This is a genomic window from Pseudomonas fluorescens group sp. PF-69 (genome assembly GCF_054481235.1).
Map to the genome: position 1 here is coordinate 1416981 of NZ_JBTMNC010000001.1, position 20833 is coordinate 1437813.

The window sequence follows — 20833 nt, forward strand, 5'->3', positions numbered from 1 at the left end:
ACAGGAGCTTTTTGATGCCGCAACGTCCCAACTTTCTGGTGATTCTGGCCGATGACCTGGGCTTTTCCGATATCGGCGCCTTCGGCAGCGAGATCGCCACGCCGAACCTTGATGCCCTGGCCCACAACGGCCTGCGCCTGACCGATTTCCACACCGCCCCCACCTGCTCGCCGACCCGCTCGATGCTGTTGACCGGTACCGACCACCACATCGCCGGCATCGGCACCATGGCCGAAGCGCTGACCCCGGACCTGATCGGCAAACCCGGTTATGAGGGGCATTTGAACGACCGCGTCGTCGCCCTGCCCGAGCTGCTGCGCGAGGCCGGTTACCAGACGTTGATGAGCGGCAAATGGCACTTGGGCCTGACCGCGGAGCTCGCACCCCATGCCCGGGGCTTCGAGCGCTCGTTTTCGCTGTTGCCCGGTGCCGCCAACCATTACGGCTTCGAGCCGACCTACGATGAGCAGACACCACGGTTGCTGAAATCCACGCCGGCGCTGTACATCGAAGACGATCAATTCATCGATGAATTACCCAAGGATTTCTATTCCTCGGACGCCTTTGGCGACAAGTTGCTGCAGTACCTCAAGGAACGCGACCAGACGCGGCCGTTCTTCGCTTACTTGCCCTTTTCCGCACCGCATTGGCCGTTGCAGGCACCGGCCGACGTGGTCGAGAAATACCGTGGCCGCTATGACGCCGGGCCTGAAGTGCTGCGCCTTGAACGACTGGAAAAACTCAAGGCCCTGGGGCTGATCGACGCCGATGTGGAGCCGCATCCGCTGATCGAGCTCAATACGCAATGGGATGCCTTGAGCGACGAGCAACGGCATATTTCCGCGCGGGCGATGGAGGTCTACGCGGCGATGGTCGAGCGCATGGACTGGAACATCGGGCGCGTCGTCGACTACCTGCGCCAGCAAGGGCAGCTGGATAACACCTTCATCCTGTTCATGTCCGATAACGGCGCCGAAGGTGCGCTGCTGGAGGCCTTCCCGAAATTCGGTCCGCAGTTGCTCACCTACCTCAATCAGCACTACGACAACAGCCTGGACAACATCGGCCGCGCCAACTCCTACGTGTGGTACGGGCCGAGCTGGGCGCAAGTCGCCACCGCGCCTTCGCGGCTGTTCAAGGCGTTCACCACCGAGGGCGGGATTCGCGTGCCAGCGCTGGTGCACTACCCGCAACTGCCGCTCAAGGGGCAAATCAACCACGGGTTTGGCACGGTGATGGACATCACGCCGACCATTCTCGACCTGGCCGGTGTGCGTCATCCAAGCAAACAATGGCGCGGCAAGCCCGTGGCAGAACTGCGCGGAAAGTCGTGGCTGGGGTTTCTGTCCGGCGAAACGGCGCAGGTGCATGACGAGCACACCGTCACCGGCTGGGAGTTGTTTGGACGACGGGCGATTCGTCAGGGGCAATGGAAAGCGGTATACATCCCGGGACCGGTCGGGCCTGCGACATGGCAGCTCTACGATTTGGGGAGCGATCCGGGAGAAATTCATGACCTGGCGCTCAGCCAGCCGGAGAAGCTCAACGTGCTGATTGAGCATTGGCAGAAATATGTGGATGAGACCGGGGTGATTTTGAGTGAGTCGCCGTTTCAGCCGGATTGATGTTGGCTGGAAGATAGCTATCGCTGGCAAGCCAGCTCCCACAGGTTTTTGCAGTGAATGCAAATTTGCATTCAGAACAAATCACTGTGGGAGCTGGCTTGTCAGCGAAAAGACCCTTAGACGCGCGCGCCCTCCGCAGCCAGCCCCTGAACCTCCTCCTTGCCCACAAACCGGTTCGCCCGCGCAAACGTGCCGAAATCATTGAAGCGCACACCCATTTCCCGCATCACCTTGTGCCCCACCGGCACGGTCAGCTGGCGAATGTAGAAGGGTTCCTTCACCACGAAGTGATGGATGCCATGACTGCTGCCGAAGTTGAAGCAGAACGCCTGCAACGGCCACAGCCACCAGGCGTTCAGCACCTGGCATTGCTGCATCACGTTCCCGGGCTCGATGTCGCCGTAGTAGTGCGTGTTCGAGCTGATGAAGTGCAGGCAGAACGTGCGCAGCACGTTCGGGCCGATGATCACCACCGCCGCGATGTCGATCACGCTCATCACCGACAGCGTGGTCGCCGACCATTCAATCGGGGTGCCCAGCAGATGCGCGATGCCGTTCGCGGCGTGGAAGCCGAGAAACACATACCACGCTCCCCAATGCACCAGCGCCAGCGGCGCATAGACCTTCAGCGTGCGTTTGATGATGCTGAACTTGTGAGCCCAGGTCTTGGCCCGCAGCATGCGAATAAACGCCGACATGACGTTGTCGCCGACCATGAGCAACCGCGCCAAACCCCAAGGCTCGCCGTTAGTGATGGCGCGTTCTTCCATGTCGGCCTCGGAGCCGGAGACCTTGTGATGGTTGAGGTGCAGGTGACGACGAATCCATGGATTGATCGTACTCGGTCGCGCCAGCCAGACCAGGCCCATCATCAGGTTGTGCGGCACGCGCTGTTTGCGGAAGTACATGCTATGGATCAGGTCGTGCTCAAGTTCGTGGGTCAACGAGGCGAAGAACGCATTGAGCAGCAGGCATGCCCACCAGGCCATGTGCCCGGTGATGTAGAGCGCTGCGCAGCCGATCATCCCGGCCAGGGCGAAGGCCAGGATGCCCGCGCCCAGCGCGTCCTGATGCTTGAGTATCGGGTAGCGCTGACGCAGTTCGACGCCCTTGGCCAGCACCACTTCGCGAATATGTGCTGATCGCTGAGCCGCATTCAGTCGTCGGGGACTTGCAGAAGTACCGTGCATGCTTCCATCCTCTGGTTATTGATGTTCGCATGCTGCCTTGTGATCCTGCACAACGCGGTAGCCGTGAACGCCAACCTGTTGACCGGAAGCGCCAATCAGCATGACTGAACCGACCTCCCTCGCCAGCTGGACCCGCGCCCTGCGCAAGCAACTCGACGCCCTGGGCCTCGACAGCGCCGCCCTGTGCCACCAGGCCGGGCTCGATCCGCAGTTGATGGACGACCCGAACGCCCGATACCCGCTGTCCGGCACCACGCGACTGTGGGAGCTGGCGGTGCAGGCCAGCGACGATCCGGCGATTGGCCTGCGCGTCTCACGCTTCGTCAGCCCCACGACCTTTCACGCGCTCGGTTATGCGCTGGTGGCCAGCGGCAGTTTGCGCGAAGTGTTCGAGCGCATCGTGCGTTATCACCAGGTGGTCAGTGATGCCCTGGAACTGGAACTGACCCGCGGCGAGGATCGCTACCGCTTCCACCTGAAAGTTCCGATCGGCAATCCAGCCCCGGCCTACGAGGCCATCGATGCGTTCATGGCGATTTACGTGCGTACCTGTCGCAATCGCCTGGGACGCGACTATGCCCCGCTGGCGGTTTACCTGCGTCGACCGGAACCTGAAGACTCGCATCAATGGCACAAAGTCTTCCGCTCGCCCGTTCACTTCGGCGCCGACGAAGACCGACTGGAATTCGCCCTCGTTGACTTCGACAGTCACCTGGACGACGCCAACCCGGAGCTGGCCGAACACAATGAAACCGTGCTCAAGCGAACGCTCGCGCAGCTCAAACCGCTGACCTGGGAGCGCAAAGTGCGTGATGCCATTGAAGAGCAGTTACCCGAAGGCGAACCCAGCGCCGAACATATCGCCAAAGCCCTGCACCTGAGCCTGCGCAGCTTGCAACGGCACTTGGCGGATGAGGGTTGCCGGTTTGACACGCTGCTCAATGAAAGCCGCGAGAATCTGGCGTTGCTGCACCTGCGTGATCCCCAGGTTTCGCTGAGCGAGATCAGTTATTTGCTTGGGTTTGCCGATACCAGCAGTTTCAGCCGCGCATTCAAGCGCTGGACCGGGATGACACCGGGGCAGTTTCGGGACGGGTTGCGGTAGGTTTTTCACCGGACATACCGGCCTCTTCGCTGGCAAGCCAGCTCCCACAGGGTTTTCGGCTGACCAGCCATTCAGGATTCACACAAGCCACTGTAGAAGCTGGCTTGCCAGCGAATGCTATTGTTCAGGCAACACAGAAACCACTACCGCCCCTGCCCCCGCCGCAACAACTTGCGCACCCGCGCCACCAGCTCACTCACGGCGAACGGCTTGAGCAGGTAGTCATCTTCATGCAGCTCCAGCCCGCGCAGGCGATCCTCGATGCCATCCCTGGTGGTGAGGAACAGTACTGGCGTTTCACCGAGCTTGCGGATCTGTTGCAGCAACTGCCAGCCATTGAGCCCCGGCAGCATGACGTCGAGGATGATCAGCTCGTATTCGCCGGACTCGATGAAGCGCCGGCCATCCATCCCGTTGACCGCCACATCCACCGCATAACTGGCCTCGCTCAGGCCATTGGCCAGGCGTTTGGCGGTCTCGGGTTCGTCTTCCACTAACAGCACACGCATGGCACACCTCGATTGTCGTCTTCACAGGCTAGGCGTGTTCGGGGATAAAGCCCACCTTTAAAAGATCGCCAGCGCCCGCAACCGTTCGATATCGAGGATTTCGATCTCGCCGTAGCCCAGACTCAGAATCCCCTGCCCTTGCAGATCCTTGAGCATTTGATTGGTGGTCTGGCGCGACAACGACAACATTGACGCAAGCTGCTCCTGCGGCAGTTGCAGGAGCCGGCGCGGCGGGTCGATCTCGCCATAGCCGTGGGCGATCATCAGCAAGCGATGGGCCAGCCGTGTCGGGGCAGGCATCAGGCTCAGCTGTTCGAGGTGAATGAAGGTCAGGCGCAGTTTCTGGCTCATGAGCAAGGCCAGTTGCCGCCAGTACTGCGGTTGTTCGTCGAGCAATATCAGCAGCGCCGTTTGCGGGATGTGCAACAGGGTACAGTTGCCCAGGCCGTACGCATCGTGGGTGCGCGCCTGGCCATCGAACAGACAGATCTCACCGAACCAGTGCGGCGCCTCCACCAGACTGAGCAACGCTTCCTTGCCTTGCTCGCTGACCGCGCCAATGCGCACGGCACCTTCGAGCACCGCGTACAGACCACAGGGCGGATCACCACGCTTGAACAAGCGCTGGCCGGGCGACAGGCGCCGAACCCTGGCGGCGGCCAGCAGACTATCCTGAAAGGAAACAGGCAAATGACTGAACCACTGACCGTGCATCAAGCGTGGACGCCAGACCTGCATATCCATGAAAACTCCTAGAGATTGTCGCCTGGCTGACAGAGTGAGAAATGGCCCCGGGGCAAGATCAATCACCCTACAGGAGGAATAACAATGAAAAGCCTCGTTGACCATCTCAGTCAATACGCCACTTACCACCGTGACCCGCGCAACATCGCCACCCACTTCATCGGCATTCCGCTGATTGTGGTCGCGGTGGCGATCCTGCTGTCTCGTCCGCAATGGGCCGGGGGCTGGTTTTCTCCGGCGGTGCTGGTGTCACTGCTTTCGGCGTGGTTTTACCTGCGCCTGGAATTGCGCCTTGGCGTGCTGATGACGGTATTGCTGGGGCTGTGTACCTGGGCCGGGCATGCGCTGGCGCAGCACAGCACAGGCGTCTGGCTCACCACCGGCATCGGTATGTTTGTGGTGGGTTGGGCGATTCAGTTTGTCGGCCATCACTACGAGGGGCGCAAACCGGCGTTCGTCGATGACGTGACAGGGTTGATTGTCGGGCCGCTGTTTGTGGTGGCGGAACTGGCGTTCCTGCTGGGGATGCGCCATGAGCTGAAAGAGCAGATCGAAGCGCGGGCGGGGGGTGTGCGGGTCAATCCGAAGCGTGCGGCTGTTTAGATCGCAATCGCGAGCAGGCTCGCTCCCACAGGGTTCGGTGTCGGTCACAGATTTTGTGCTCAACACCGATCCATTGTGGGAGCGAGCCTGCTCGCGATGCTCTTGCTTTAGAGGTTGGCGACCTTCTGCCAGACCTTCGGTTTGAAGAACAACGTCTCGCCCTTCGCCAGCCCAATCAGGCTGTCGTGGTCCTTCACCACTTCGGCTTCGATCAGATCGCTCTGCCCTTCGACCTTCAGGGTCACCCGAGTCGTCGCACCCAATGGACGGATATCGCGCACCTCGGCGGCATGGTGATCTTCCAGTTCATGCCGCGACAGCGACACTTCATGCGGGCGGAACAGCACGTGATTGTCTTCGCCCAGATGCAGACGGTTCGAATCACCGAGAAAGTGATAAACGAAATCGCTGGCCGGGTTTTCGTAGACGTCGCCCGGTGAGCCGATCTGCTCGATCACGCCTTTGTTCATCACCACGATGCGGTCGGCGACTTCCATTGCTTCTTCCTGGTCGTGGGTCACGAACACCGACGTCAGGTTGATGTCTTCGTGCAGGCGCGCCAGCCAGCGGCGCAGCTCTTTACGGACCTTGGCGTCGAGGGCGCCGAACGGCTCGTCGAGCAGCAGCACCTTCGGTTCCACCGCGAGAGCACGGGCCAGGGCGATCCGCTGACGCTGGCCACCGGACAGTTGTTCCGGGTAGCGATCCGCCAGCCAATCGAGCTGCACCATGTTCAACAGTTCGTGGACCTTGGTCGCGATCTGGCTTTCGCTCGGGCGCTGGTTCTTGGGCTTCATGCGCAGGCCGAACGCGACGTTGTCGAACACCGTCATGTGGCGGAACAAGGCGTAGTGCTGGAACACGAAACCGACGTTGCGATCACGCACGTCATGACCGGAAACGTCCTCGCCGTGGAACACGATGTTGCCCTGGTCCGGGGTTTCCAGGCCGGCGATGATCCGCAGCAGCGTGGTCTTGCCGCAGCCGGACGGGCCGAGCAGCGCCACCAGTTCACCGCTCTGGATGTCCAGGCTGATGTTGTCCAGCGCCTTGAACGCATTGAAATTCTTGCTGACGTTACGCACTTCGATCGACATGAATTATTCCTCCGCGGCGCTGGCGCGCAGGCGGTTAATACGGTTTTCGCTCCACTGCTTGAGCAGCAGGATGAAGAGCGCCAGGATCAGCAACAGGCTCGCCACGGCGAACGCGGCCACGTGGTTGTATTCGTTGTAGAGGATCTCGACGTGCAGCGGCAAGGTGTTGGTCACCCCGCGAATGTGCCCGGACACCACCGACACCGCACCGAATTCACCCATGGCCCGCGCGGTACACAGCACCACGCCGTAGATCAGGCCCCATTTGATGTTCGGCACCGTGACGTGCCAGAACATCTGCCAGCCATTGGCCCCGAGCAAACGTGCGGCCTCTTCTTCCTGGGTGCCCTGCTCCTGCATCAGCGGGATCAGCTCGCGCGCCACGAACGGCACAGTGACGAAAATCGTCGCCAGCACGATGCCCGGCAAGGCGAAGACAATCTGGATGTCGTGATCCTGCAACCACGGGCCGAACAGCCCTTGGGCGCCGAACATCAGCACGTAGACCAGACCGGCGATCACCGGCGACACCGAGAACGGCAGGTCGATCAGCGTGACCAGCATGCTCTTGCCACGGAACGAGTATTTACTCACGCACCAGGCCGCGCTGACACCGAACACCAGGTTCAGCGGCACCGAAATGAGCACGGCGATCACCGTGAGTTTCAGCGCGGACAAGGCGTCGGGCTCAAAAATCGCGGTGAAGAACGCACCCAGGCCATTCTTCAGACCCTGGGACACCACGATGAACAGCGGCAGTAGCAGGAACAGCGTAAAGACCAGCCAGCCAAGGCCGATCAGGATTCGCCGCGAAGTCGCACTGCCACGACGGGCTGCGTTCGAAGAAGCGGCAGCAATGGACGATTGGGACATGTGTGCGCCTCCTTATGGGGTTTCGATGCGTCGCTGCAACAGGTTGATCAGCAGCAACAGGACGAAGGAAACCACCAGCATCAATACGCCAATGGAGGTAGCGCCGGTGTAATCGTACTGGTCGAGCTTGACCATGATCAGCAGCGGCAGGATTTCGGTTTTCATCGGCATGTTGCCGGCGATGAAAATCACCGAACCGTACTCGCCGACCCCACGGGCAAAGGCCAGGGCAAAACCGGTGAGCCAGGCAGGAAGCAGTGCCGGCAACAGGATATGGCGGAAAACCTGTAACGGTTTTGCCCCCAGGCACGCCGCCGCTTCTTCCACTTCACGAGGGATATCGGCCAGTACAGGTTGTACGGTACGTACCACGAATGGAAGTGTCACAAAAGTGAGGGCAAGGGTGATGCCGAGGGGGGTATAGGCGATCTTGAACCCCAGATCCGCTGCGAACTGACCCACCAGACCGGTGGGGGTGTACAACGCGGTCAACGCAATACCGGCCACGGCCGTGGGCAATGCAAACGGCAAGTCGATCATTGCATCGATGACTTTGCGCCCGGGGAAGGTATAGCGCACCAGCACCCAGGCCAGCAGCGTGCCGATGATGCCGTTGATAATCGCGGCGTACAGCGCGGTGCCGAAGCTGAGCTTCAACGCCGACAGCACCCGTGGCGCAGAGATGATTGCCCAGAACTGATCCCAGGTGAGTTGAGCGGCATGCACGAACATCGCCGCCAGTGGTATGAGCACAATCAGGCTGAGGTACACCAAGGTGTAGCCCAGCGTCAGCCCGAAGCCGGGTATGACGGGGGAGATACGACGCGACATAAAAGTCCTTGGTTGAGAATGCGCAAAGCCCCGTCAGCAAGATCGGGGCCCGTTGGCCAGTGCCGGTCGGTTAAGGGCTTGAACGCCGCAACCCCTGTGGGAGCGAGCCTGCTCGCGATACCGGTGGGCCAGCCAACATCAATGCTGAATGTACCGCCATCATCGCGAGCAGGCTCGCTCCCACACGTTGCGCACCTTAACTGACAGGTACCCGGCCGGTTGTCAGTCTATTTCAGGCTATTGCGCCTGGTAGATCTGGTCGAACACGCCACCGTCGTTGAAGAATTTCGGTTGCGCGGTTTTCCAGCCGCCGAAGTCTTTATCGATGGTGACCAGTTCCAGTTTCGGGAACTGGTTGGCGTACTTGGCGGCGACATCCTTGTCCCGTGGACGATAGAAGTTTTTCGCCGCAATTTCCTGGCCCGCCGGGCTGTACAGGTGCTTGAGGTAGGCTTCGGCGATCTGCTCGTTGCCCTTTTTCTCGGCGTTCTTGTCGACTACGGCGACCGGAGGTTCGGCGAGGATCGACAGCGAAGGTACGACGATGTCGAATTTGTCGGCGCCGCCATCTTCTTTCAGCGCCAGGAAGGCTTCGTTTTCCCAGGCCAGCAACACGTCACCCTGACCGTTGTTGACGAAGGTGATGGTCGAACCGCGAGCACCGGTGTCCAGCACAGGTACGTGCTTGAACAGGGTTTGCACGTATTCCTTGGCTTTGGCTTCGTCGCCGCCGTTGGCTTTCAGGCCGTAGGCCCAGGCGGCGAGGAAGTTCCAGCGCGCACCGCCGGAGGTTTTCGGGTTCGGTGTGATCACCGATACGTCGTTCTTGACCAGGTCGCCCCAGTCCTTGATGCCTTTAGGGTTGCCCTTGCGCACCAGGAACACGATGGTCGAGGTGTAAGGCGTGCTCGCCTCCGGCAGGCGTTTTTGCCAGTCGACAGGCAGCGTCTTGCCCAGCTTGGCGATTTCGTCGATGTCACCGGCCAGGGCCAGGGTGACGACGTCAGCACGCAGACCGTCGATCACCGCCCGACCCTGCTTGCCCGAACCGCCGTGGGACTGCTGGATCTTCACGGTGTCGCCAGCATGGTCCTTCTGCCAGAACTTGATGAACTCGGCGTTGTAGTCCTGATACAGCTCACGGGTCGGGTCGTACGACACGTTGAGTAACTCGTAATCCTTGGCAACCGCAGAACCCGCAAAAAGGGCACTGGCCAGGGCGGCCAAAGCGAACTGACGAATCGACGACATGGTGAAAGCTCCTGGAATTCTTGGATATTGGCTTTTTTTATGGTCTGGAATCGGATGCTTGTTCAAAGATCGCAGCCTGCGGCAGCTCCCGCACAATCCCCCGCAAGAACTGCCGCAGGCTGTGATCTTTTGATTTTTCGCTTCAGCCCGGTTTGTTTCCCGGGTTCTGCAGGCGGAATTTTTCTTTGCGTTCGATCTGAACCACCTGGGCGTTGTGGACGGTGATTTCCACTGCGCCAAAACGCAGATCGCGCAGGGCGCTCTGGATTTCACGCAGGATGGTTGCTTCGTCCTGGCCGTCAACGCTACGTAGAGATGCGCTCATGGTGCTGCTCCTTCGACTGAGAGGTTGCCTGGCAGTGGCGGCACTGCTTGCGGCGTGAGACCAATAGTAGAGAGGCGCGGATATTCTTAAAAAGACTATTTAAGAATGTTTATATAACCAAAAGACATTATTTGATGGGGCAAGGGTTTTCGGGAAGACAACCCTTCCAGAGGTATGCAAAACCCGGTGGGAGCGAGCAAGCTCGCCCACAGGCTTTGTGCAGATTTAACGGATTACCGGTGCATGCGCCCAATCCAGCTGCAATGCCGGCACCGGCCGCCCGAACCAATACCCCTGGCCCAGATGGCTGCCAAGCTCAAGCAGGAGCGCCGCCTGTTCGACCTGCTCGATCCCCTCGGCCTGCACTTGCATTCCCATGCTGTGCGCCAGGGCAATGATCACCCGCACAATGGCTCCGTCGTCTTCGTCCCCCGGCAGCCCGGCGACAAAACCCTGATCGATCTTGAGCTTCTGCACCGGCAGGCGCTTGAGCCGCAGCAGCGACGAATAACCGGTGCCAAAGTCATCGATGGCCAGGCGCACCCCCAATTCGCGCAATCGGTGCATTTGCTCAAGCGCGACCTCCGGGTCTTCCATCACCGCGCTCTCGGTGACCTCCAGTTCCAGATAGGCCGGGTCCAGCCCGGTGTCACGCAACACCTGAGCCACTTGCTGATACAGCTCACGGCGGGCGAACAGGCGCGATGAGACATTCACCGCGACGAACGACAAGGCCACGCCAGCCTGTTGCCACTGGCACATTTGCTGACACGCTTGCTGCATGACCCAGGCGTCGATTTCGGAAATCAGCCCGGTGCGCTCGGCGACGGGAATGAACTCTGCCGGCGACACCAATCCGCGCTCCGGATGCTCCCAGCGCACCAGCGCCTCGACGCCGATCATGCGGCTTGTTTTCAAGTCATGGACCGGCTGGTAGAAAACCCGCAATTGCTGCTGCTCCAGCGCGCGGCGCAGCTCGAATGCAAGCTCGACCCGTTGTTGCGCGTGGGCGGTCAGCTCTTCGGTGTAGAGGGCATAGCCATTGCGGCCGGCGCTCTTGGCCTTGAACAGCGCCGAGTCGGCGTTGCGCAACAATTGCTCTGCGCTCAAGGCATCGCCGGGAAACAGGCTGATACCGATGCTGGTGTTGATGAACAGCTGGTGCTCGTCGATAAGGAACGGCTCTTTGAGGCCATCGATGATCCGCTGCGCCAGCGCCGCCGCCTGGACCAATTGCGGACAGCTCTCGGCCAGCACGGCAAACTCATCGCCCCCCAGCCGTGCCAGCGTAATGCCCGGCCCGAACATCGCCGCAAGACGCTCCGCCACCGCTTTGAGCATGTGGTCGCCGATGGTGTGCCCGAGGCTGTCGTTGATCATCTTGAAGTGATCCAGATCGACCATCAGCAGCGCACAGCCGCGCTTTTGAGCCTGCGCCGAGGTCAACGCCTGCTGGGCGCGATCGGTGAACAGCAAGCGGTTGGGCAGATCGGTCAATGGATCGTGGTGCGCCAGGCGAATCAGTTCGTGTTCGGAGTTCTTGATCGCGCTGATGTCGGAAAACACTGCCACGAAATGGCTGAGCCGCCCCCGATCATCATGAATGAGGCGAATCGTCTGCCATTGCGGATAGATTTCGCCGCTTTTGCGACGGTTCCAGATTTCCCCGCTCCACTCGCCTTTGCTCTGGAGTGTCGCGAACATCGCCTGGTAGAAAGCGGCCGGATGGCGCCCGGACTTGAACAGGTTGGGCCTTTGCCCCAGCACTTCCTCACTCTGATAACCGGTGATTTGGATGAAAGCCCGGTTCACATGGACAATCAACCCATCGTGATTGGTGACCAACACCCCTTCGCGGGTGCAATCGAATACGGCGGCGGCTTGACGCAGTCGCTCCCGATCTTCACTGCGCTCACGCAATTTGGCGCCGATGCCGAGACAACGAAGCAATCGCGCCCGGGCAATGAAGATAAACCCGGCACTGATCACCACCCAGGCATAACCGTTGATCAGTTGCCATCGCGAAAGCTCGGCAGAACCATCGAAGAAGCTGTTCAATAAGTAGCCACTGAACTGCAGCCAGATCATGGAAAGCAAGAGGTAAAGCAGCGCTGCACGCATGGCATAGCGATAGCTGGCAGACATTAGGCTGTCCATATCCCTGCAAAAAACCGGGATTATAGGGCAAAGACACATCCAGCCACTCATATCCGAAAGGGCGACTGGTTTTCTCCGCGGGCTTAGTGATAATGCAACGGCTGTTTTTTCTTTATCGAGGGCCCTATAACCTATGTGGTACGAAGGTTTTCTCGGCTTGTCGCCCTGGTCATTGGTGGCAGTCACCCTGCTGATGACCCACGTGACGATCGTCGGCGTCACGGTCTATCTGCACCGTTACTCAGCCCATCGCTCGCTTGAGCTGAATGCCGGCCTGAAACATTTCTTCCGTTTCTGGCTGTGGTTGACCACGGCGCAGAACACCCGCGAGTGGACCGCCATCCACCGCAAGCATCACGCTAAATGCGAAACCGTCGATGACCCGCACAGCCCGGTCATCAAGGGTCTGTCCACCGTTCTGCGCAAAGGCGCCGAGTTGTACCGCGCCGAAGCGGAAAACCCCGAGACCCTGCGCATCTACGGCAAGAACTGCCCCGAAGACTGGATCGAGCGCAATCTCTATACCCCCTTCCCGCTGCTGGGCGTGGCGATCATGGCCATGATCGACCTGCTGCTGTTCGGCACCATCGGCATCACCATCTGGGCCGTCCAGATGATGTGGATCCCGGTATGGGCCGCCGGCGTGGTCAATGGCCTGGGCCACGCCATCGGCTACCGCAACTTCGAATGCCGTGACGCGGCGACCAATCTGGTGCCCTGGGGCATCCTGATCGGCGGTGAAGAACTGCATAACAATCATCACACCTACCCTAACTCGGCAAAACTGTCGGTGAAGAAGTGGGAGTTCGATATGGGCTGGGCCTGGATTCAAGTATTCAGCTTCCTGCGTCTGGCCAAGGTCCAGCGGGTCGCGCCGATTGCCCATCGTGTCGAAGGCAAAGGCCACCTGGACATGGACACCGCCATGGCGATCCTCAACAACCGCTTCCAGATCATGGCCCAGTACCGCAAATTGGTGATCGGGCCGCTGGTCAAGCAGGAGCTGGAAAAGGTCGATCACTCGGTCCGTCACCAGTTCCACCGCGCCAAGCGCTTGCTTTCGCGCGAAACGAGCCTGCTGGACGACAAACACCATGTGCGCATCCAGAACATGCTCGAGCACAGCCAGGCGCTGAAGGTCATTTACGAAAAACGCCTGGCCTTGCAGCAGATCTGGGTCAAGACCAGCTCCAATGGTCACGACATGCTGGCCGCCATCAAGGATTGGGTACACGAAGCCGAAGCCAGCGGGATTCAATCCCTGCGTGACTTCGCCGACCAACTCAAAACCTACTCCCTGCGTCCGACCGCTGCCTGACTGTGGCGGCGGCTGCGCAGCAGACGCAAAATCGGCGACGCGTTTTAATCGAATAAAAGGCGTCGCCGATACCGCCCAGCGGGAGCAAGCTCCCTCGCCACAAAAATGTGGGAACTTCGCTTCAAATCGTCCCTCTCAAAGACACTTCGCCATCCAGGCGGGCTTCGTTGTGGCCGCTTTCGAATCCAAAGCGGCGCACGCCCTTTGAGATGTGTACCCATGGTCATTAAAAACCAAGAAGACCCATCCCCTTCGCAATGGCCCGAGGCCGCGCAAACCCTGCTGGCGCTGATGCATGCCCAAGGTGAAGTGGCGCGACTGAGCGAACGCGAACAGCTGTTCAGCACCCTGCTGGTGAGTGTCAATGCCGTGCTCTGGGCATTCAACTGGGAAACCCGCCAGGTGCTGTATGTCAGCCCGGCTTATGAGCGGATTTTCGGGCGCTCCGCCGACCTGCTGTTGTCCGACTACAACCAGTGGCGTGACAGCATCTACCCCGACGATCTGGAATATGCCGAGCGCAGCCTGGCGGACGTGCTGGAAAAAGGCGCGATCGAAGACCGCGAATACCGGATCATTGCCGCCGACGGCCAGGTGCGCTGGCTCAGCGACAAATGCTTCATGAACCGCCAGGCCGAGCCAGGGCAGCCGGTCATCATCGTTGGCATCGCTGAAGACATCACCGACAAGAAGCAAATGGAAACCGAGCTGCAACGCCTGGCCACCACCGACGCCCTGACCCAGAGCAGCAATCGTCGCCACTTCTTCGAAGGCGCTCATCAGGAATTCGAAATCGCACGTCAACAAGGGACGCCGTTGTCCTTCCTGATGCTGGACATCGATGACTTCAAAATGATCAATGACACCTATGGTCACCAGGAAGGCGATAACGTGCTGCAACGTATCGCGGAGAGCGGTCGAGCGGCGTTGCGCCGTGGCGATCTGTTCGGGCGCATTGGCGGTGAGGAGTTCGCGGCGGTGTTCCCCGGCTGCTCGCCGGACATGGCCCTGCAAGTGGCTGAACGACTGCAGAGGGAGATCCAGCGTTTGAGCTTCAGGCATGACGGCCAGACGTTTGGCATCACCGTCAGTCAGGGGCTGACCAGCCTTGTCGCCGGGGACGAAAATGTGGATAGCCTGTTTGCCCGCGCGGACGCAGCGATGTATCAGGCCAAGCGTGAGGGCAAGAACCGGATAGTGACGGCCTGAATGCCCTTCCAGGAACTGCCTTGCCAGCTCCTGCAGGGTTTGGGTGAAGCCTTATTTCTTGCGCAGGCGCACCAACTCCGGCAAGCCGATCTTGAGCAGGCGCGCCGTACGGCTCTTGGCCAGGTCCTCAAGCCCCTCATGCTCGCTCAAGCGCGCCAGCTGCGCCGCCATGTTCATCACCAGCGCTTCACGGGAGTAGACCCCGCCACCGAGCTGGTAGGTCGCCGCAATCAGCTCTCGTAGCTCCAGCGGCAATCGCCAGCGGGTACGCAGCGCCGAACCGTAGGCCGCGCTGAATTCGGCCAACGCCTCGCCAACCGCCTCTTGCTCGTCCAGCTCGCCACCGGCCTGCTTCCATTCCTGCAAACAACGCAACAACGCCAGATCGCCGAGCCGATGCAACATGCCCGCGCAATAGCATCGCGCCTGATCCAGATCGAGCAAGCGCGCCAGCGTTCGCGCGTATTCGGCGGTGTGCAGCGACAAGTCCCAATAGCGCTCGGCGTAGTCCGACAGGGACGGATCACTGAGCCGTGCACTGCGTTTGAGGGCCAGGCCGAGAATCAGGTTCATGCTTTGCCCGGTACCCAGTCGGTGCAGCGCCTGCGACAGGGTTTGTACAGGTGCGCCGTGATGCTGGGCCGCGCTGTTGGCGGCGGCGATCAGAACCGCCGTGACCTGCGGGTCTGTGCGGATCTCGTCTTCCAGCGCCGTCAAGTCAAGACCGTCAGGATTGAGGCTACGCTTGACCGCCAACTGCACGTCGGTCATCAGCGGCGCGCCCTCGGACAGTTCGCGACGACGCTCCAGGAATACGGACAGGGTCATGCCCGGCGCCAGTGCCGGCACTTCGCACGACACCTCTTCCCCCGCATCGAGCAGCAACCCCTGCAAGCGTTGAGTCAGGCTTTCCATATTCAACGGTTTGGTGAGGTAGGCGGCAGGCGCCAGCGGCAAGACCTCGCGTACGCTGGCGCTGTCGTTGCGGCTGCTCATCAGGATGAATGGCAACGGAGGGTTGCGTTTGCGCTGGCGAACACTGCGCAACACATTCAGGCCATCGACACCGGGCAACTCCCAGTCGACGATCACCAGATCGTAAGGGTTGGCTGCCAGCAGCTCCAACGCCTGCTGGCCGTCGGCGCACAGATCCAGTCGTGCGTCACAGCGAACGTTCAACAACACTTCCTTGAGCAGATCACGGGACCAAGGGTCGGCCTCAGCGATCAGTACTCTCGGAACCGCGGGTAAAATGACAGCTGTCATACAGCTCTCCCTGACAATGCTCGAACCTTATCCAATGCCGCTCCTTCGAAATAGTATCAATACGTTGTATCTGTTCTGGCAGATATGAAAAAACCCGCCGAAGCGGGTTTTTTGTCGATCAAGTCACACTTGGCGATCAGAGCTCAGCGAAGCATTCTTCGATGATCGCCAGACCTTTGTCCAGTTGTTCGTCCGGAGCAGTCAGCGGTACCAGGACGCGCAGAACGTTACCGTAGGTGCCGCAGGACAGCAGGATCAGGCCTTTGTCGCGAGCCTTGGCCACAACGGATGCCACAGCGGCAGCGTTCGGCTTGTGGCTGTCGCCGTTTTCGAACAGCTCGACAGCAATCATCGCGCCCAGGGCACGGACTTCGCCGATCACCGACGGGTACTTGGCCTGGATGGCCTTGAGGCCAGTGACCAGACGCTCGCCGACGGCCTTGCAGCGGTCCAGCAGGTGCTCTTCTTCGAACACTTCCAGCACGGCCAGGGCCGCGGCGCAAGCGATCGGGCTACCGGCGTAGGTGCCGCCCAGGCCGCCTGGAGCGATGGCGTCCATGTATTCGGCCTTGCCGCACACACCGGCCAACGGGAAGCCGCCAGCGATGGATTTGGCGAAGGTGGTCAGGTCGGCAGCAACGCCCATCTGTTCCATGGCGAAGAACGTACCGGTGCGGCCAGCGCCCGTCTGTACTTCGTCAGCGATCAGCAGGATGCCGTGGTGGTCGCACAGGGCGCGCAGACGCTTCATGAATTCTTTCGGCGCGACGTAGAAACCACCTTCACCCTGTACAGGCTCGATGATGATCGCGGCGATGTCTTTCGGCTCGGCGTCGTTCTTGAAGATGCGCTCGATGGAAGCGATCGAATCGTCGATGCTCACGCCATGCAGTTCGTTCGGGTACAGCGCGCGGAAGATACCGCCTGGCATCAGCCCCATGCCGGCCGAGTAAGGCACGACTTTACCGGTCAGGCCCAGGGTCATCATGGTGCGACCGTGGTAAGCGCCGGTGAAGGCGATCACGCCGGCACGGCCAGTGGCGGCACGAGCGATTTTCACGGCGTTTTCCACGGCTTCGGAACCGGTGGTGACCAGCAGGGTTTTCTTGGCGAAGTCACCTGGCACCTTGGCGTTGATTTTTTCGCACAGTTCCACGTACGGCTCGTAGGCCAGTACCTGGAAGCAGGTGTGAGTCAGCTTGTTCATTTGCTCGGTCACGGCGGCGATGACTTTCGGGTGCACGTGACCGGTGTTCAGCACAGCGATACCGCCGGCGAAGTCGATGAACTCGCGACCTTCAACGTCGGTCACGGTAGCGTTCTTCGCGGACTCGGCGAAGATCGGGTGAATCTGGCCTACGCCACGTGGTACAGCAGCGGTACGGCGGGCCATCAAAGAAGCGTTAGTCTTGCTCATACATTCCTCATTCGCCGCTCATCGGTCGGCGTGGTTCAAGGATTAGGCAGCGAGGAGGCAACTTCGGCAGCATGCGATGATCGACTGCCACAGCTTTCCCCGCCACAGAGAAAATTCCGTTTGAAGCACGCAAAGGAACAGCGCTCTCGTGCCCTTTGCGTTTGAAGCAATGCCTTGCCGGGCTTATGCCCTCGAGCTTAGATGCCCAGGCAGAGGTATTTGATTTCCAGGTAATCTTCGATGCCGTACTTGGAGCCTTCACGGCCCAGGCCCGAGGCCTTGATGCCGCCGAACGGCGCGACTTCGTTGGAGATCAGCCCGGTGTTGACGCCGACCATGCCGTATTCCAGGGCTTCAGCCACACGGAACACACGACCCAGGTCACGCGCATAGAAGTACGAGGCCAGACCGAACTCGGTGTCGTTGGACATCGCGATCACGTCGGCTTCGTCTTTGAAACGGAACAGCGGCGCCAATGGACCGAAGGTTTCTTCCTTGGCCACGGCCGCGTTGTTCGGCACGTTGGTCAGGATGGTCGGCTCGAAGAAGTTGCCTTCCATCGGCTTGCCGCCGGACAGCACGGTGGCGCCTTTGGCAACGGCGTCAGCGATGTGCTCTTGCACCTTGGCCACGGCTTTTTCGTCGATCAGCGGGCCAGTGGTGGTGCCGGCCTCCAGACCGTTGCCGATCTTCAACTTGGCCACTGCGGCCTTGAGTTTCTCGGCGAAGGCGTCGTAGACCGCATCCTGGATGTACAGGCGGTTGGCGCAGACGCAGGTCTGGCCGTTGTTGCGGTACTTGGAAATGATCGCGCCTTCGACGGCCTTATCCAGGTCCGCGTCGTCGAACACGATGAACGGAGCGTTGCCACCCAGTTCCAGGGAAACCTTCTTGATGTCCTTGGCGCATTCGGCCATCAGTTGACGACCGATTTCGGTCGAACCGGTGAAGGACAGTTTGCGCACGATCGGGTTGCTGGTCAGCTCGGTGCCGATGTCGCCGGCGCTGCCGGAAACCACGCTGAACACACCAGCCGGGATGCCGGCACGCTGGGCCAGTTCAGCCAGGGCGAACGCGGAGAACGGGGTTTGCGAAGCAGGCTTGAGCACCATGGTGCAACCGGCGGCCAGGGCCGGGCCGGCTTTACGGGTGATCATTGCGGCCGGGAAGTTCCACGGGGTGATGGCAGCGGTCACGCCGATTGGCTGCTTGATCACAATCAGGCGCTTGTCTGGCTGGTGGCCCGGAATCACATCACCGTAGATACGCTTGGCTTCTTCGGCGAACCACTCGATGAAGGAAGCGGCGTAAACGATTTCGCCCTTGGCTTCGGCCAGTGGCTTGCCTTGTTCCAGGGTCATCAGGCGAGCCAGGTCGTCCTGGTTCTCGATGATCAGTTCGAACCAGCGACGCAGCTTGTTCGCACGCTCTTTGGCGGTCAGTGCACGCCAGGCCGGCAGCGCCTTGTCAGCAGCTTCGATGGCACGGCGGGTTTCGGCAGCGCCCATTTTCGGCACAGTACCCAGAATTTCGCCCGTTGCCGGGTTGTTGACCTTGATCGTCTGACCATTGTCCGCATCAACCCAAGCGCCATCGATGAAGGCTTGCTGGCGGAACAACTGGGTGTCTTTAAGCTGCATGTCGGCTTTCCTTAACAGCACCGCGCGATACGCGGAGCAAATTATGATTGTAGAAAGGCGCCTCAGTAGGCTGCCGTCAGGGAAATCATTCACCGGGCTGAAGCACATAAATAGCGCACGGATTGAATTCGTGCGGTTCAGCACCCAGACAAGAGCGTTTGAAATCTCAAACGAATCCTAGGATCAAAGGGGTTAAAGGACAATAGGGCGTTCGAAAAAAAGAACGAAAACGTCTTTTTTGCTGCGATTTTCTGATCAACGTAACAAAGACAGGTTACGCTTTGGAAAAACGCAGGCGATTCAGCAGCATGGACGCCCGCAGTGCATATGAGTATCATGGCGCCCGCGCTGCACCAGTAGCTCAGCTGGATAGAGTACTGCCCTCCGAAGGCAGGGGTCGTGGGTTCGAATCCCGCCTGGTGCACCATCTATAGAAACGAGAAAGCCTCAGGCCGTAGGGACTGGGGCTTTTTTGTGGGTGCACAAAAAAACCGCCTAAGCGGTTTTTTTCATTCCGTCGTCCAATCAAACTCGTCGTATTCATCATCGTCCTCGTCATCCTCGAAGACTTCATCTTCGAGCACGTCGTCTTCAACAACGTCTTCGTCCGGCTGATTCAGCAGAAAATCCTTACGACTCTCGGTAATCGCTCGCCGTAGTTCCTCACCCTTTTCCGGGCAGTTGAGCATTTGGGCGATGCGGTCGATTTTTTTTGTCACGGCATCCTCCAACGCATCGACTACAGGCTGATAGTGCGCGCTTTCAGGGAGGGATGCCAAATCCCCGGAAGGCCGCGCACTTCAGCTTTCTGCAAAGCCGCTGAAGTGATCAGGCTTCAGCGGTGGTAACGCCGGACCACGCTGCTGTTTTTCAACACATGACCGTTGATTCGTTCCAGCAGCTGCGCACGGGTCAGGCCTGCCGGCAACGCATCCGGTGCGAGGTCCAGGGCGTAGATCTGGATGATGTAATGGTGCGCACTGTCGCCAGCCGGCGGGCAAGGGCCGACGTAACCGGCGGTGCCTTTGCTGTTGATGCCGGACACGCCTTCAAGTGTGGACTTTGCGCCGACTCCGGACGCGATCTGGTGGGTGCTGGCTTTGATGCCGTAATGCACCCAGTGATCGACGCCCTGTCCTTTCTGGCCGTCAGGGTCGTGCATGACGATGGCATAACTGAGCGTACCGGCCGGGCCGGCGTTCCAGCTCAGCGCCGGTGAAACATTGTGCCCGCCGCAGCCCGAGGCGTCGCTGGCAGCGGCAGAAGTGAACAGCCGGTCATCCGACACGCCTGGGATGTTCAGGGTAAAACGCTCCTGGGTCGCTTGTGCCGCCTGCGCCGCATGCGCCGGCAATTGCACGCAAAGGGCGACCGCTATGGCCGCTAGCCAAGGGTTCAGAGAGGTCAATCGGGTCATGCCGGAGTACCTTGTGCGGGTGGGGCCGTCGTCGGCGTGCAAACTATAGCTGGAGCTTTCATTTGGTGGCACCAGGATTTGGCGCAACCTTCAACAATTGCGCCGCTTTTTTTCAATGAAGCACCGCGCCTCGGAACCGTCCTACACCCGTTGCTGAAGAAGGTGACGAGGATAGGTCGACCGCATTTCAACCGCCGGACAGCAAAACGCCCGGCGCCTGCATTGCACAGAGGCCGAGCGTTGTCTGGAGGGTGGC

The 20833-nt window shown here is 60.0% G+C and carries 19 protein-coding genes and 1 tRNA gene; 6 read left to right on the plus strand and 14 right to left on the minus strand.

Going from position 1 to position 20833, the window contains the following annotated elements:
* Positions 1-14: 14 nt before the first annotated feature.
* Positions 15-1625, plus strand: a complete 1611-nt coding sequence (locus tag ACX3YF_RS06410) for an arylsulfatase (RefSeq protein WP_458973561.1) — start codon at positions 15-17, stop codon at positions 1623-1625.
* Between the two features lie 116 nt (positions 1626-1741).
* Here ACX3YF_RS06410 and ACX3YF_RS06415 read toward each other — a convergent pair whose 3' ends face one another.
* Positions 1742-2815 carry a fatty acid desaturase gene (locus tag ACX3YF_RS06415; protein ID WP_458973562.1) on the minus strand — a complete coding sequence of 358 codons (1074 nt, stop codon included), beginning with the start codon at positions 2813-2815 and terminating at the stop codon, positions 1742-1744.
* Positions 2816-2915: 100 nt separating this feature from the next.
* On the opposite strand from ACX3YF_RS06415, the gene ACX3YF_RS06420 reads away from it, so the two are divergent.
* On the plus strand, positions 2916-3920 hold the full coding sequence (locus tag ACX3YF_RS06420) for an AraC family transcriptional regulator (protein ID WP_458973563.1): 1005 nt from the start codon (positions 2916-2918) through the stop codon (positions 3918-3920).
* 143 nt (positions 3921-4063) lie between these two features.
* Here ACX3YF_RS06420 and ACX3YF_RS06425 read toward each other — a convergent pair whose 3' ends face one another.
* Positions 4064-4429: a response regulator gene (locus tag ACX3YF_RS06425; RefSeq protein WP_130210791.1), complete on the minus strand. Its 366-nt coding sequence runs from the start codon at positions 4427-4429 to the stop codon at positions 4064-4066.
* A 57-nt stretch (positions 4430-4486) separates the two neighbouring features.
* Positions 4487-5173 (minus strand): Crp/Fnr family transcriptional regulator, encoded by a 687-nt coding sequence (locus ACX3YF_RS06430; protein ID WP_458973564.1) that lies wholly within the window; start codon positions 5171-5173, stop codon positions 4487-4489.
* Positions 5174-5257: 84 nt separating this feature from the next.
* On the opposite strand from ACX3YF_RS06430, the gene ACX3YF_RS06435 reads away from it, so the two are divergent.
* Positions 5258-5776 carry an Mpo1 family 2-hydroxy fatty acid dioxygenase gene (locus ACX3YF_RS06435; RefSeq protein WP_454837637.1) on the plus strand — a complete coding sequence of 173 codons (519 nt, stop codon included), beginning with the start codon at positions 5258-5260 and terminating at the stop codon, positions 5774-5776.
* 107 nt (positions 5777-5883) lie between these two features.
* On the opposite strand, the gene ACX3YF_RS06440 is transcribed toward ACX3YF_RS06435, so the two are convergent.
* The 6 genes from ACX3YF_RS06440 to dibA all read right to left on the minus strand — a co-directional run bounded on the left by ACX3YF_RS06440 (position 5884) and on the right by dibA (position 12298).
* On the minus strand, positions 5884-6873 hold the full coding sequence (locus tag ACX3YF_RS06440; protein ID WP_448645544.1) for a sulfate/molybdate ABC transporter ATP-binding protein: 990 nt from the start codon (positions 6871-6873) through the stop codon (positions 5884-5886).
* 3 nt (positions 6874-6876) lie between these two features.
* Positions 6877-7746, minus strand: a complete 870-nt coding sequence (cysW, locus tag ACX3YF_RS06445) for a sulfate ABC transporter permease subunit CysW (protein ID WP_047536084.1) — start codon at positions 7744-7746, stop codon at positions 6877-6879.
* Positions 7747-7758: 12 nt separating this feature from the next.
* Positions 7759-8577: a sulfate ABC transporter permease subunit CysT gene (gene cysT, locus ACX3YF_RS06450; RefSeq protein WP_198132605.1), complete on the minus strand. Its 819-nt coding sequence runs from the start codon at positions 8575-8577 to the stop codon at positions 7759-7761.
* Positions 8578-8814: 237 nt separating this feature from the next.
* Entirely contained in the window at positions 8815-9828 is a 1014-nt protein-coding gene (locus tag ACX3YF_RS06455; RefSeq protein ID WP_103406557.1) for a sulfate ABC transporter substrate-binding protein, read from the minus strand.
* 142 nt (positions 9829-9970) lie between these two features.
* A complete protein-coding gene (gene oscA, locus ACX3YF_RS06460) occupies positions 9971-10153 on the minus strand; it encodes a sulfur starvation response protein OscA (RefSeq protein ID WP_028943833.1) in 183 nt (60 codons plus the stop codon).
* 225 nt (positions 10154-10378) lie between these two features.
* Entirely contained in the window at positions 10379-12298 is a 1920-nt protein-coding gene (gene dibA / locus ACX3YF_RS06465; protein WP_458973565.1) for a phosphodiesterase DibA, read from the minus strand.
* Between the two features lie 145 nt (positions 12299-12443).
* Here dibA and desA point away from each other — a divergent pair, with 145 nt between their 5' ends.
* Entirely contained in the window at positions 12444-13628 is a 1185-nt protein-coding gene (gene desA, locus ACX3YF_RS06470; RefSeq protein ID WP_288099740.1) for a delta-9 fatty acid desaturase DesA, read from the plus strand.
* A 219-nt stretch (positions 13629-13847) separates the two neighbouring features.
* Positions 13848-14837 (plus strand): GGDEF domain-containing protein, encoded by a 990-nt coding sequence (locus tag ACX3YF_RS06475; RefSeq protein WP_454837634.1) that lies wholly within the window; start codon positions 13848-13850, stop codon positions 14835-14837.
* A gap of 51 nt (positions 14838-14888) precedes the next feature.
* Here the strand turns inward: ACX3YF_RS06475 and ACX3YF_RS06480 are convergent, their stop codons facing one another.
* The 3 genes from ACX3YF_RS06480 to gabD form a co-directional block, all read right to left on the minus strand.
* The gene (locus ACX3YF_RS06480; protein WP_130210805.1) at positions 14889-16103 is read right to left on the minus strand and encodes a response regulator; all 1215 of its coding nucleotides are present in this window, start codon (positions 16101-16103) and stop codon (positions 14889-14891) included.
* 136 nt (positions 16104-16239) lie between these two features.
* Positions 16240-17520, minus strand: coding sequence for a 4-aminobutyrate--2-oxoglutarate transaminase (gabT, locus tag ACX3YF_RS06485; RefSeq protein ID WP_130210807.1), 1281 nt, complete (start codon positions 17518-17520; stop codon positions 16240-16242).
* Positions 17521-17717: 197 nt separating this feature from the next.
* Positions 17718-19160 carry an NADP-dependent succinate-semialdehyde dehydrogenase gene (gene gabD / locus ACX3YF_RS06490; RefSeq protein ID WP_130210809.1) on the minus strand — a complete coding sequence of 481 codons (1443 nt, stop codon included), beginning with the start codon at positions 19158-19160 and terminating at the stop codon, positions 17718-17720.
* A 350-nt stretch (positions 19161-19510) separates the two neighbouring features.
* Here gabD and ACX3YF_RS06495 point away from each other — a divergent pair.
* A tRNA-Arg gene (locus tag ACX3YF_RS06495) sits at positions 19511-19587 on the plus strand.
* Positions 19588-19669: 82 nt separating this feature from the next.
* On the opposite strand, the gene ACX3YF_RS06500 is transcribed toward ACX3YF_RS06495, so the two are convergent.
* Positions 19670-19939 carry a hypothetical protein gene (locus ACX3YF_RS06500; protein ID WP_223272721.1) on the minus strand — a complete coding sequence of 90 codons (270 nt, stop codon included), beginning with the start codon at positions 19937-19939 and terminating at the stop codon, positions 19670-19672.
* 56 nt (positions 19940-19995) lie between these two features.
* A complete protein-coding gene (locus ACX3YF_RS06505) occupies positions 19996-20577 on the minus strand; it encodes a YbhB/YbcL family Raf kinase inhibitor-like protein (RefSeq protein WP_458943913.1) in 582 nt (193 codons plus the stop codon).
* Positions 20578-20833: the final 256 nt, after the last annotated feature.